The sequence below is a fragment of the Pseudomonadota bacterium genome (assembly GCA_039024915.1).
In the GTDB taxonomy this organism is placed as follows: Bacteria; Pseudomonadota; Alphaproteobacteria; order Rhizobiales; family MH13; genus MH13.
In genome coordinates, this window is record JBCCPK010000006.1 from 156,813 (window position 1) to 170,074 (window position 13,262).

The 13,262-nt window shown below is 61.0% G+C and carries 12 protein-coding genes; 5 read left to right on the plus strand and 7 right to left on the minus strand.

Features of this window, described 5'->3' with window-relative positions; translation table 11 throughout:
* Nucleotides 1–60: 60 nt before the first annotated feature.
* The 3 genes from AAF739_13190 to AAF739_13200 all read left to right on the plus strand — a co-directional run bounded on the left by AAF739_13190 (nt 61) and on the right by AAF739_13200 (nt 3,879).
* Nucleotides 61–1,737: a twin-arginine translocation signal domain-containing protein gene (locus AAF739_13190; protein MEM6383625.1), complete on the plus strand. Its 1,677-nt coding sequence runs from the start codon at nt 61–63 to the stop codon at nt 1,735–1,737.
* 224 nt (nt 1,738–1,961) lie between these two features.
* Nucleotides 1,962–2,951, plus strand: a complete 990-nt coding sequence (locus AAF739_13195; protein MEM6383626.1) for a sugar ABC transporter permease — start codon at nt 1,962–1,964, stop codon at nt 2,949–2,951.
* A gap of 7 nt (nt 2,952–2,958) precedes the next feature.
* Nucleotides 2,959–3,879: a carbohydrate ABC transporter permease gene (locus AAF739_13200; GenBank protein MEM6383627.1), complete on the plus strand. Its 921-nt coding sequence runs from the start codon at nt 2,959–2,961 to the stop codon at nt 3,877–3,879.
* 7 nt (nt 3,880–3,886) lie between these two features.
* Here AAF739_13200 and AAF739_13205 read toward each other — a convergent pair whose 3' ends face one another.
* From AAF739_13205 to AAF739_13215, 3 genes are read right to left on the minus strand one after another with little or no spacing between them, the layout of a single operon-like run.
* Nucleotides 3,887–5,380: an FGGY-family carbohydrate kinase gene (locus tag AAF739_13205; GenBank protein MEM6383628.1), complete on the minus strand. Its 1,494-nt coding sequence runs from the start codon at nt 5,378–5,380 to the stop codon at nt 3,887–3,889.
* Entirely contained in the window at nt 5,377–6,465 is a 1,089-nt protein-coding gene (locus AAF739_13210; GenBank protein MEM6383629.1) for a M42 family metallopeptidase, read from the minus strand. The genes AAF739_13205 and AAF739_13210 overlap by 4 nt, the downstream gene beginning before the upstream one ends.
* Nucleotides 6,462–7,268 (minus strand): BtpA/SgcQ family protein, encoded by an 807-nt coding sequence (locus AAF739_13215; protein MEM6383630.1) that lies wholly within the window; start codon nt 7,266–7,268, stop codon nt 6,462–6,464. Before AAF739_13215 ends, AAF739_13210 begins: the two co-directional genes overlap by 4 nt.
* A gap of 128 nt (nt 7,269–7,396) precedes the next feature.
* Between AAF739_13215 and AAF739_13220 the strand changes: the two genes are divergently transcribed.
* Nucleotides 7,397–8,437 carry an aldo/keto reductase gene (locus tag AAF739_13220; protein MEM6383631.1) on the plus strand — a complete coding sequence of 347 codons (1,041 nt, stop codon included), beginning with the start codon at nt 7,397–7,399 and terminating at the stop codon, nt 8,435–8,437.
* 22 nt (nt 8,438–8,459) lie between these two features.
* On the opposite strand, the gene AAF739_13225 is transcribed toward AAF739_13220, so the two are convergent.
* The 3 genes from AAF739_13225 to AAF739_13235 are packed head-to-tail and all read right to left on the minus strand — an operon-like array spanning nt 8,460 to nt 11,124.
* Nucleotides 8,460–9,365, minus strand: a complete 906-nt coding sequence (locus tag AAF739_13225; protein MEM6383632.1) for a PfkB family carbohydrate kinase — start codon at nt 9,363–9,365, stop codon at nt 8,460–8,462.
* The gene (locus AAF739_13230) at nt 9,365–10,360 is read right to left on the minus strand and encodes a TIM barrel protein (protein MEM6383633.1); all 996 of its coding nucleotides are present in this window, start codon (nt 10,358–10,360) and stop codon (nt 9,365–9,367) included. The genes AAF739_13225 and AAF739_13230 overlap by 1 nt, the downstream gene beginning before the upstream one ends.
* Nucleotides 10,360–11,124, minus strand: coding sequence for a GntR family transcriptional regulator (locus AAF739_13235; protein ID MEM6383634.1), 765 nt, complete (start codon nt 11,122–11,124; stop codon nt 10,360–10,362). The genes AAF739_13230 and AAF739_13235 overlap by 1 nt, the downstream gene beginning before the upstream one ends.
* Before the next feature lie 161 nt (nt 11,125–11,285).
* Here AAF739_13235 and AAF739_13240 point away from each other — a divergent pair, with 161 nt between their 5' ends.
* The gene (locus tag AAF739_13240; GenBank protein MEM6383635.1) at nt 11,286–12,134 is read left to right on the plus strand and encodes a fumarylacetoacetate hydrolase family protein; all 849 of its coding nucleotides are present in this window, start codon (nt 11,286–11,288) and stop codon (nt 12,132–12,134) included.
* On the opposite strand, the gene AAF739_13245 is transcribed toward AAF739_13240, so the two are convergent.
* On the minus strand, nt 12,131–13,252 hold the full coding sequence (locus AAF739_13245; GenBank protein MEM6383636.1) for a cobalamin-independent methionine synthase II family protein: 1,122 nt from the start codon (nt 13,250–13,252) through the stop codon (nt 12,131–12,133). The two genes, AAF739_13240 and AAF739_13245, sit on opposite strands and share 4 nt — an antisense overlap.
* Between the last annotated feature and the right edge of the window lie 10 nt (nt 13,253–13,262).

Below are 13,262 nucleotides of genomic sequence, written 5' to 3' on the forward strand. Positions count from 1 at the left end.
GGTCCAAGCGACCAGCCCAATCCGGGGTCAACGCCGGCGGGCGCACCAGGGAGGTTTTCGATGAAACGTGAACTGTATGAGCATGCGATGCGCGTGGGGCTCAGCCGCCGCCGCTTTCTTCAAGGTACGACAGCCGCTGCTGGAGCAGCTGCACTAACAGGCGCTGGCGGGCTTTTGAAACCGGCCCGTTCGTTCGCAATGGACGATGTTCGCGCCGAAATCCTCAAGATTCCCGGGGTCGGCATGGGATCCCCGACTGACGCGGATTGGCAGAAGGTCGGCGAAATGTGCCTCGGCGGAACGCGCGAGACGGTCGCCGAAGGTGAGTTCGAAGGTGTCGAGCTGACCTTTATGGGCCTGAATAACCAAAACCTACACAACTTCCTCTTCCGCGGCTTTCTGCGGTCATGGGAAGAGTACACCGGCGCGACGATCAACTGGATCGACCTTGCGCAAGCAGACTACAATGCGCGCCTGCAGCAATCGATTGCCACCGGAACCGTTGATTTCGACATAATCGAAATGGGCGCTCCGTTTGAAGGTGATACCGCCGGGCGTGGCCTCCTCAACGAGATGCCGGACTGGGTCGCCGAGTTGATCGATATGGACGACTATGTGGACTATCTCAAAGCCCCTGTCGGAACCTGGGATGGCAAGACCTATCGGATTTCCATCGATGGCGATTGTCACACCTTTGCGTACCGCACTGACTATTACGAGAGTGAAGAGCTGGCGGAAGCCTGGGCATCGGAGGGCGACGGCTCCGCTTGGGAGCAGCCGACCACGTGGGAGATGGTCAACGCCCACTCGAAGTTCCTCGCCGGCAAGACCGACCCGCTCACGGGTCTTGATGCGCACGGCTATCTCGATCCACTCAAAGGTTGGGGCGGCTTCGGCTTCTACTTCCTGGAGAACCGTGCTGCACCGTATGTGAAGCACCCGGACGATCCGGCATGGCTGTTCGATCCGGAGACAATGGCGCCGCGCGTCAACAATCCCGGTTGGGTGCAGGCCATTCAGGACGTGATGGACCTGATCAACACCCCAGGCGCCTACCCGGCCGATCAGATCAACGCCGATCCGGGCACCACTGCGTTCCAGCAGTTCCTCGCTGGTACCGGCGGCATGCTCAACTGGTGGGGCGATGTGGGCTCCTCGGCCCGTACGTCGGACACATCAGTCGTCGGCGACGTGGTCGGGTTCGACATTAACCCGGGATCTCAGCGCGTCTACAACGCATCTGCTGGCGCATGGGAAGACACACCGAATGTTGCGCCCAACAACGCCTATATCGGCTGGGGCATCTACGTCACCAATCGTGTCGAAGGCGACGACCTCAAACGCAAGGCGGCCTGGTCGGCAGCGGCCCATCTGGGCGGCAAAGACTTGTCGCTGTGGGCATCGGCCTACCCGTCGGGCTTCCAGCCATACCGCAACTCGCACTTCCAGTTCGAGGAGTGGGAGGAAGCGGGCTACGACCGCGCCTATGTGGAAGACTATCTGGGGTCCAACTCCGACAGCTACAATCACCCGAATGCGGCGATCGAACCGCGCATTCCGGGTATCTTCCAATACTACTCGGTGGCGGAAGACGAGTTGGCCAAGGGCTTTGCGGGCGAATACGGCTCGGCACAGGAAACGGCGGACGCCATCGCCGCTGCCTGGGAGCGGATCACCGACCAGATCGGTCGCGAAAGCCAGATCGCGCTCTACCGGGCGTCGTTGGGCCTCGCTTAACACCATCACAATGCCTGCTGGCGGGAACCCCAACCCGCCAGCACGCTTGCGCATTATTGATTGTCAGTACGCCCCCCAACTGAATCACGAGCCTGCTGGTGTCCGCACAAGGTGATCTCCTTCACGTCGTCACCAATGATGACATTTCCGACCAGCGAGCACGGTTCGGTAAGGTCATCATATGGGGCTCGTTCGCGCTGCTGGTTCTCGTCGCCGCGGTCCAGATGCTCGGGCAGAGGGGCGTCATCGCTCCGATAGCCGATAACTGGAGACCGACGCTCTACGCCTACGTTCTTTGGGCCATCTGCCTGTGCGTTGGACAGGTGCTGATCCGCGGCGAACAGGGCAAGCGGGTCTTGTTTGTTCTACCGGCGACATTGTTTGTCGTATCCATGGTCGTCTTCCCGTTGCTGTTCGGGTTGACCATCGCGTTCTCCGATTGGAACCTGTCTTCGCCCGATGGAAGACAGTTCAACGGCTGGGACAACGTCGTTCAAATGTGGAACGACCCGTTCTACTGGAACGCGCTCACCAACATGGTCTGGTACACGCTCGCAATCCTCGTCGAGTACACGATCGCCTTTGGCCTTGCGCTCCTCCTCAACAGCCAGATCAAGGCGCGCAAATTCTTTCGGGTGGCTTTCCTCCTGCCGCTCATGCTCTCGCCTGTCGCTGTTTCCTGGATGATCGGCAAATCCATGCTGGAGGTGCGCTTCGGCCCAATCTCGCGGCTTCTGCGCGAACTGGGCGTCGATCAGGTGTCGTTCTTTGGAAACCCGGAACTGGCGCGCCTCACGATCATGGTCATGGATGCGTGGACCTTCATCCCCTTCATGATGATCATGATACTGGCGGGACTTCAGGCCATCCCCAAAGAGGTTCAGGAAGCGGCAAAGGTCGATGGCGCATCGGGCTGGCGCGGCTTTTGGGAGGTGACGTTCCCGTTGATGCTTCCGGTATCGCTGACGGCGATCCTCATTCGCATTATCTTCAAACTGAAGCTGGCCGACATCATCATCAACGTGACGTCCGGCGGCCCCGGTGGCGCGACGGATTCGGTTACGAGCTTCATCTTCCGCGAATATCGCGACCGCTCGAACGTCGGCTATGGCACCATGCTCGCCATGGTCTATCTCGTCATCATCGTCATCGCGATGACGATCCTGATGAAACTGGCCGACCGATGGATGCGGCCCCAGACCGGGGGGCAGTGACGCAGCGATGGCCGAGCAGCAGATCTTCTACGACACCGAAGCGGACGCGACCTACAAGGCGAAATGGTTCGCGTCGCGCGCGCTTATTTACGGCATCCTGATCGCCTGGGCCATCGTGTGCCTGTTTCCGATCTACTGGACGATCACCACAAGCTTCAAAATGGCGCCGGACGTCATGCGCGGGAACATGATCCCCTGGGTCGACTACCGCCCCGCTTGGCTCGGGTGGCGATCGCTGGGTCTGTCGCCGGAAACTATTGCAGCAGAATCAACAGTTAGAGAGCAGTTCTTACAGCGGTTTTTTAACTCGATGATTACTGCTTTGTCCGCCTCGACGCTGGCCGTGGTGCTAGGGAGCCTTGCCGCTTACGGCCTGTCGCGCTTCTCCTTCAAGTTCGGCTTCATGCGCAATTCTGACATCTCGTTCTTCTTCCTGTCGCAGCTGATCTTGCCGCCGGTGGTCCTCGCGCTGCCGTTTCTCGTGCTCTACCGCGAGCTTGATCTGCTCGACACGCGGATCGGGCTTATCCTCCTTTACACGCTCACAGTTCTACCCATCGTCATTTGGATCATGCGTGACCAATTTGCCGGTATCCCGACGGAGCTGGAGGAAGCGGCGCTGGTAGACGGCCTGTCGGTCTGGCAGGCGTTCATCACCATTATTCTACCCATTGCCCTACCGGGCATGGTTGCGGCCTTCATCCTTTCGCTGGTGCTAACCTGGAACGAGTATTTCTTCGCCGCGCTTCTGACCTCGACCCACGCCAACACCTTACCCGTGATGGTAGCGAGCCAGACCGGCTCTCAAGGCATCAGCTGGTGGTCGATGGCCGCGCTGTCATTTGCGGCGATCCTGCCGCTGATCGTGATCGGCGTGATCCTTGAACGCTTCATCATCAAGGGCATGGCTGCGGGGGCCGTGAAGTAGAGGTGTGCTAGCCGCGCAGGGCGTGCGCGACGTCGGCGGTCTGTTCATAGAGCCTTTTGAACAGCGGGTACTGCCGCTCATACGCGTCATGGTGCTGCACGTTCACCGTCCGATCGACGGGGTTCCAGTTCGGCAGGTCGGCCTTGATCACCTCACCCAGAGCCATACGCGCGAGGAACGCGTTGCCATAGCTCGCACCGGTCGTGACCGAGCAGACGATCTGGTCAAGGCCCGTCAGGTCCGATGTCGCTTGCAACCAAAGCTCATTCTTCGTGCCGCCACCCACGGCAAGGAGCCGCCTGGGCACCTGACCCGCCTCAGCGTATGTCTCCGTGACGTGACGCGTCCCCATAGCGATACCTTCGATCACCGCGCGGTAGATGTCCCCGCGCTCATGGGTCAGGTCGAGGCCGAAGAAGGTGCCCTTTGCATGCGGGTCGTGGATGGGCGTCCGCTCGCCCGAAAAGTACGGCAAGCATAGAAGGCCCTTGGCACCGGGCGGCGAGGCGCCCGCTTCGCTTGCAAGCACCGGGAACGCGTCTTCTTTGGAGAGCTCTCTGGCGAACTGGTCGCGAAACCAGTGGGTCAGCGTACCCGATGTGGCGAGCCCCGCCATCGCGGCATACTCGCCTTCAAACAGCCATGGCGCATGCCACAGCCTCGGGTCGGAAAGCTGGCTCTCCGTGACGGTGATGATGAAGATGGTCGAACCGTACATCATCATCATGTCACCAGGTGCGAGCGTGCCGACGCTGACCGCCTCGGAGGCTGCATCAACGGTGCCGCACGTTACTGGCGTGCCCTCAGCTAGCCCAGTTTCAGCAGCAGCGTCGGCGGTGACCGTGCCGGCAATCTCAGCCGACCACATCAGGTCCGGCATCATGGACAGCGGGCAAATGTCCGAGCCCAACGCGTCGGACCATGTTTGCGCATTGAGGTCGTACAGCGGGGTCGAACTCGACGCTGTGTAATGGTCGATCACGATCGCACCGGTAAGCTTCATGGTCAGATAGCTCGAACAGGTCAGGATCTTGGCCGTCCGCGACCACAAGTCCGGGCGTTCCTCCTTGAGCCAAAGGATCTTCGGCCCAACCGACTGGCTGGTCAGGGCATTACCGCCAAAAGCAAGGATCGCCTCTTCGCCCAACTTGGCGTTCAAAGCATCGATCTGCCTAGCAGCGCGCGTGTCCACACCGTACAGAACGCCGTTCATGAGCGGTTCGCCAGCGGCGTTGACCGGCAGCATGCAAGGCCCGATACCGGAACACGCGATCGCCTTGATAGCGCTTGGATCGATTCCGGTCTCGGCGAGCAGCGTCTTCGTGATGTGGACGAAATCGCCCCACCAATCCTCGTCGGGCCGGTGCTCGGCCCAGCCTGCTTGCGGAACCAGCATCTTGTGCGGTCTTGCCGCCTGCCCTGCAATGGTCCCGGTCTCGCTAACCAACACGCCCTTGGACTCGAACGTGCCGATGTCGACCCCAAGTGTGTAGGTGGTCATAGCTGATCCCTATTGAGTGAAAAGTCCGGCCCGATCGCGGGAATGGCAGCGGTCAAAAGCGTGGCGAGAGCTTCAAGATCGCGCACATCACAAACTTCGCGCGCCGAATGCGACGCTCGCATGGGGAACCCTACATCGATGCTGGCCACACCCTCGCCTACCAGCTGAACGTAGCTCAGATCGGTGAGCACGCCAGTCTGGGCGGAGCGTTGCAACGGTAACCCGACATCAGCCGCCGTGCGCTCCATCAACGCCACCAGCGACGGGTGCGGGATAACCCCGTTGAGGGTTCCGCGCCCATGGAAAGAATACAGGCTCATGCCCGGCCCGCTACCAAGCGCCATGTCCCCACGGTCGATCATATCCGGGGTATCGGTCGCAAGCATCAGATCGATCTGGATCGCGATGTCCGGGCGCAGCGACTGCGCGGCCACCACCGCCCCACGTAAATTGAATTCTTCCTGTACCGAAAACACCAGATGGACTGTTGATCGGTTGTAGGTCTCAACGAGACTGGCCGCGACCGCAAGCAGCACTGCACAGCCTGCCCGATCGTCGACGGCGGTCCCGGCGATCCGGTGTTCGTCTAGCGCCTCGAAAGCGGGCTTGTAGACCACAGGCGTCCCGATCTGCACACCGGCTTCTGCCGCCTCCCCGGCGCTCGAAAAGCCCGCATCGATCTGCAGGTCCGGGGCGCGCACGACCGTGTACTTTTCATCCGGCGTGGTCGCGTGGTGCGCTTTGTTCGCGATGACGGCGGGCACATCGCCACCAGCGGTGCACAGCACGACCGGCTGGGCAGCAAGCGCCCTCTCCGGCACCCCGCCGAGCCGCTCAACCCGGATGAAGCCATCGGCATCAACCTTGCGGACAACGAAGCCAAGCTGGTCCATATGGGTGAACAGCATCACGGCGGGCCGCGCCGCATCGCCTTCAAGCGTCGCGATCACATTGCCGAGCCGATCCGTGCGATGCTCGATGTCCATTTCCGACAGACGGTTTCGAATGGCAGCGGCGACCCGCTCCTCATGGCCCGACAGTCCGGGGATCATCATGAGCGTTTCAAGATCGTCTCGTATGGTCATTCACGCGCTGCCTGAACCCGCTCCATGAAGTCCTTCGCTCGATCCGCATCGACCGCGTTCCATGTGTGCCCATCCACCTTGAGCGCCGACCCGACCACGCAGCCATCGGCAATCCTGAACACGTCCGCAACCGTCTCATGCTTTACACCGGTATTGGCGAGAACGGGCGTTTCGGGAAGAACAGCCTTAACGGCCTCCAGGTCCTCCATGCGCGCCGCCTCGCCGGTGATCTGGCCAGATACCAGGACGGCGTCCGGAATAGACGAGAACACTGCGCTGCGGGCACGATCCGCTAGGGACCGGGTATCGAGGCTGGCTGCGAACTCGGCGGCTACGTTGTACATAACCAGCAAGTCATCGCGGCCCAGCTGCCGACGGTACCGCAGCGCTTTACCCGCATCAGGCGCCCACAGACCCATGTCGCTGGCATAGGTGCCCGTGAAGATTTCACGCGCAAAGCTCGCGCCAGTCGCCGCGGCCAACGCCATTGTCGCCATCGGGTCCCACAAGACGTTGACTCCAAACGGGACCCTGATCTCCGGCCGCAAGCATCCAATGATTGAGGCCATCGTCGCGGTCGACGCAACATCCACCGCAAGCTCATAGGGGCGGTCGTTCTCGTTGCCGAACATGACCGCATCAACGCCAGCTGCCTGCAGCGCTTTCAGGTCGGCCCGCGCGCTATCAATCAACCCCTGCAGGCCAGCAGCATCATCGTAAAGCGGCGTACCGGGGAGCGCGCCGAGGTGCACCATCGCGATCACCGGTTTGCGCGTGCCGAACAAGGCTTCAAACTTTGGCATGTGTATCCCCGTCACGCTCTTTGGCCGGGCGCCGCTCGGCCCTTTCTTCGGCGCTTTGTGTTCCGCGAAGGTTCAACTAACATGTCAGTCAAACACGCAACAAACAGATACGCCTTCGGGAGGCCGGGATGCAAATCGAAACACCGCTCAAGACACGAAGCTGGGATCGTCTTGGCAATGGCGGACTGACCTTCACGGAACTCGGATTCGGTGCAGCCCCCATCGGCAATCTCTACCGAGCGATCAGCGACGACGACGCCCACGCGGTTCTGGAAGCCGCTTGGGCAGCGGGCGTGCGCTATTATGATACGGCACCACTGTATGGCCTTGGCCTATCGGAAACGCGGATGAACCGCTTCCTGCGGACCAAGCCTCGGGACGATTATGTTCTGTCCACGAAGATCGGGCGCTGGTTCAAGGTGACAACGCAGGACAAGCGCGACTGCATCGGCAAGTTTTTCGATGTTCCTGCCCGGAACGAGGTCTACGACTACACCTATGATGGCGTGATGCGCTCACTTGAGTTTTCGCTTGAGCGTCTTGGCGTTGACCGGGTGGATATCCTTTTTGCCCATGACCTCGACATCTTCAATCATGGAAGCCAGGAGGCTTTGGATGCGAAAATCGCCGAGCTAATGAACGATGGCGGTTACAAGGCGCTGAGCGAGTTGCGCGAGCAAGGTGTCATCAAGGCGTTCGGTGCGGGCGTCAATGAGTGGCAGACCTGCCAGACCCTCACCGAGCAAGGCGACTTCGATATCTTCCTGCTTGCGGGCCGCTACACGCTGCTTGAGCAAGAGGCTCTCAACAGCTTCCTGCCTCTGGCCGAAAAACGCGGCATCGGCATGGTCGTCGGCGGCCCCTACAATTCCGGCATTCTCGCCAGCGGGCCAAAGCCCGGGGCGTTCTACAATTACAACCCCGCCCCGGATGACGTCATTGAGAAGGTCAAGCGGATCGAAAAGGTCTGCAACGCCCACCAGGTGCGCATGGTCGACGCGGCATTTCAGTTTCCACTGCGGCACCCAACCACGGTTTCGGTCATTCCCGGCGGTCAGGGTGTAGCGGAGATGGAGTCAAACCTGGTGGCGGCAGGAGCCTCGATACCCGAAGCGCTTTGGGCGGACCTCAAAGACCAAGGCCTCCTGCGCGCCGATGCCCCTGCTTGAAGCGATAAACAAAGCGTAGGCGTTATTGCGCCATCAAAGCGCGTACCTCACGCTCAGTTACCCGGTCGCGCAACGCGGGTGGGCTGGCGACATGCAGCGCGGCAGCGGCGTTCGCAAACCGGCACGCCTCGATAAGCTCTCCGCCAGCCGCGATTGCTGCGCTCAATGCACCAATGAAGGCGTCTCCTGCTCCATGGGTCGACTGAACGGCGACCGTGTGAGGCGGCAGCGCCTCCACACCTATGGCTGTCGCAACGCAAAGCCCCCCGCCCCCCAGCGTTACAATCGCCGCGGTCCGGTCACCACGAAGCTCGGTGGCGGCTTCGATAGGCTTCAAGTGGCGTCCGTCGCGCTCCAGAAGTCCGGCTGCCTCGACGCGATTGACCACAAGCACATCGACCAAGGTATCCAGTGCGGCTGGCAGTGGCCGCGCTGGTGCCGCGTTCATGATGATCGTTGCGTCGCGTTTCGAGGCCATCTGCGCAACGGCAAGCGTGATCGCCGGTGAGAGTTCGTTTTGCAATACCAAAACAGCTGGTTCAGGTGGAAGCACGAGCTTGAGCGGGTCGAACGCGAGATTGGAGGAGGAGACGATCACGGCTCCGTAGTTGCCGTCCGGCAGGCTGATGGCGACGCTCATGCCCGTCGGCTCGTCCACACGCTGAAGCCCCGTCACATCGACGCCCGCTTCTGCAAGAGTTCGAACCGCATCCGCGCCCGGTTCGTCGTACCCAACACACCCCGCAAAGTGAACGCTTGCGCCAAAGCCCGACGCGAAACGGGCGGCGGCGACCGCCTGATTGCCCCCCTTTCCGCCGAACGCGTAGCGCACCGACTGACCAACCAGCGTCTCATCGACTTTTGGAAGTCGCGGAGCATCCACAATCACGTCGTGGTGGACCGCGCCGACAACCACGATTGGGCGCATCAACCCGCCCCGAACAGCGCGCGTGAGATGATTGTGTGGCTGGCTGCCGCGTTCTGCGCCGCAATGGCTTGAGCAAGGTCGACGTTGTCCATCAGGCCTTCGGCGACGGCACGCAGGCGATCCGTCGCCGCAATGTTCGCACGCGCTTCCTCGCATGGATCAAGGCCGCCATGGTCGGGGAAGGTATCGAAATAGATCGCCCCGGCGTAGCCCGCCCGCGCCAGTTCCACAAACAGTTCAACGGTCTGAATGGGGTGCACCGAACCAACCATCAGGCCGTCGTCACGCTTGCCGTAACCATCATTGAGATGAACGCCCAGTATCTTTGAATGACGCTCGATCAGATGCGCCGTGTGGGCAGGCATCTCGTCGGCATACAGGACATGGGCGAAGTCCAGCGTCACGCCAAGGTTCGGGCTGCCGGCTTCCTTCACGGCCAGAAGCGTGGTGCCGATGTCGGGCATCAGGGCGTAGGCGCGCGGCTCGTTCGGTTTGTATTCGATCGCAATTTGTACCGAGCGGTTATGCGCGCATACGGCCTGAATGGCATCAATGGTGTCGTCCCACATCTGCCGATAGTTGCCTTGGAAGGCATAATCAAACCCGTCCTGCCCCATCCATAGCGTCATCAGATCGCCACCCATCTCCGAGAGTGTGTCGATGCCGCGCCTGGTGAGGTCGATGGCGTTTTGGCGGACCGCACGGTCCGGATGCGTGAATGCGCCAAGACGGAAACCCGGATCGGTGTAGTAGCGCATCGCAAGCCCATTGAGCGCTATTCCAAGCCCATCGAGGACGCTTGCTACGTCGCGGGCGGTGTGGGTCTCGAAATGGTCCGGATAGTTCAGGTCCGCCGCATTCAGACCCTCAACGCTCGCGGCCCCACGAAGCATATCCTCAATGGTCGGTTTGCCGGGCAGGCCGATCTTGAACGCATTCAGGCGCGCGGCGTAACGCGGTGCGTTTGGGCGCTGGCCCGGGGACAGTGGCTGCATCATAAGCTCGTGAACAATTCCGGGCGATCGCGCATCATCGGCTCAAGCACGGTGATGAGCTGCCGTAGATGAGCGCGGGTGGCAAGACGCGCCGCGTGCGGGTCGCGGGCGGCTAACGCGTCGATGATCGCCATATGCTCGACAATGGTTGCCTCGACCCGCCCAGGTTCGGGCAACAGCAACTGTCGTGCCCGATCAACATGCACCCAACTCGTCTGCGCCAACTGGCCGAGCCGCTTGAAGCCCGTAAACGACATCATCTGTTCATGAAAGGCGCGGTCCTGTTCGTAGAAGCCAGGGAAATCGCCATCGTCCACGAACACTTTCTGGATGCGCAAGGTACGTCGAAGCTCGGCGAGCTGCGCCTCGGTGATCCGTTCGGCCAGCCGTTCGACGGCCGCTGTTTCCAAGGCTTCACGCAGAAATGCGCCCTCGCGGATTTCCTCGACCGAGAAACGGGCCACGAAGGTGCCGGCCTGCGGGACCACATCCACCAGCCCTTCGCCAGCCAGTCTGGCAAGCGCTTCGGCCACGGGTGAACGCGAGACGCCGAGCATGCCGCAAATTTCCGGCTTTCTGAGGACCTCTCCGGGCTTCAGAGCCAGCGAAAGGATTGCCTGTTTCAGAGACGCATAGGTGCGCTGTGCGAGCGTACCTGAAAACGCGTCCAATGGCGCAAGGATTTCTTCGGTTGCTTTGGGTATGGACAGGCCCGCTCCGCCATTTTGGCGATCAGTCTTTAAGTGTGCTTCAGATTTGGGCATGGCTTGCGCGCTGGGCTTGTGCGGCTGTAGCATTCTAGCATGTTAGGAAGCCCCGCTTGGCCGGTCAAGCAAGGCCTAAGACCGCAACAGATCAACCACCCAGGGCAGCGGACGGACGGATCATCGCGGCCCCAATCCAAAAAACTTCCGGGAGATAGACTATGAAGCTCGTTCGATACGGCGCGTCCGGCGCTGAAAAACCTGGGCTTATCGATGCAGGGGGCACCCTAAGGGACCTTTCAGCGCATGTAGAGGACATCGCTGGGGACACGCTTGGCGATGCCAGCATTGCACGGCTCGCCGACCTCGACGCTGCGTCGCTGCCGGCGGTCGACGGTACACCGCGCATGGGTCCGTGCGTCGGGAATGTTGGCAAATTCATCTGCGTTGGCCTCAACTACGCCGACCATGCCGCCGAGTCCGGCATGGATGTGCCGCCCGAACCGGTCCTGTTTTTCAAGGCGACCAGTGCCATCACCGGCCCAAACGATGATGTGATCATTCCGAAGGGGTCCGAGAAATCGGATTGGGAGGTCGAGCTTGGCATCGTGATCGGCAAGGAAGCGCGCTACGTCTCTGAAGACGACGCGATGGACCATGTTGCAGGCTACTGCGTCATCAACGACCTGTCGGAGCGGCACTTTCAGATCGAGCGCGCCGGTCAGTGGGTCAAAGGCAAATCAGCCGACACGTTCGGCCCCATCGGGCCGTGGCTGGTGACCCGCGATGAAGTCCCGGACCCGCAAAACCTGTCGATGTTCCTTGAGGTTGATGGACACCGCTACCAGGACGGCTCGACCAAAACGATGGTCTACGGCGTTCGCCATCTCGTCCACTACATCTCGCAGTTCATGAGCTTGCAACCAGGCGACATCATCTCGACCGGCACGCCACCGGGCGTCGGGATGGGCCAGAACCCGCAAACCTACCTCAAGCCCGGTCAGACGATGCGGCTCGGGATTGAGGGGCTTGGCGAGCAGGTGCAGACGACCGTTGCTTATTCTGGCTAGCTCGCAAGAGCGGCGCCGTCGGCCAACGTCTTGAGCTTCGCCCAGGCGATCTCCGGGTCGACAGCGCCAAAGCCCGCAAACGTCCCGAAACCGCAGTCCGAACCGGCGATGACCCGGTCTTCGCCCACAATCCCGGCGAAGCGCTCGATGCGTTGACGCACCACTTGGGGGTGCTCGACAAAGTTCGTCGTCGTATCGACAACGCCGGGCACAAGAACCTTGTCGTCGGGGATGTCCGACTTGCGGTCCGCGAACACGGTCCATTCATGCGCGTGGCGCGGGTTCGATGTCTCGAACAGCACATAGCGCGCATTGGCGCTCATCAGCGTATCGAACATGGTCGCCATATCGATGTCGCAGACGTGTGGGCCTTCATAATTGCCCCAGCAGATGTGAATGCGGACGCGTCCCGGGTCGATACCCTCCAGCGCATGGTTGAGCGCATCCACATTCTGCTGCGCGACGCGCACGAATTCCTCGTCGCTCAGATCGGTGAACAGCATGTGGCGCGACAGGGCGAGGTCGGGACAGTCGAGCTGAACATCGAGCCCGGCTTCGACAATCGTGCGATATTCATCCCGCATCGCATCGGCCAGCGCCGCTAGATAGGCCTCTCGGCTCGGATAATGCTCATTGGGCAAAAACAGCGAAATCACGCCGGGGGATGCCGCATTCATGAAGCCGCGCTCGACGCCATATTTGGCCATTCCGGCCTTAAGGTTGGCGATGTCCTTTTCAAGCTCACCCTGCCCCAGCGACTTGACCTCGCCGACACACATGGGCCGCGCATAAGTCGGCGTCCCCCCGTCATCGCGAAGCCTCTCCAGGAATGTTGGGAACAACTTGAGATCGGCCGGAGCGTTTCGCGGGCTGTCGCCATCAAAGCCGGAATAGCGATCCTTCACATAGGTCGCGTAGCTGATCTTGGAGGTCTCCCCGTCGGAGACGACCGTAATACCCGCTTCGTTCTGCCGCCTCACAACCTCATCGACCGCCTCTGTCATCGCCGCATCGAAGTCCGCTTGGTCGTATGACTGCTTTTTCTCGCGTGCGAAGATGAAGTCGACGACTTTCTGGCTGCGCGGCAACGAGCCCACATGGGTGGTAGCGATGGTCATGGGTGGCTCC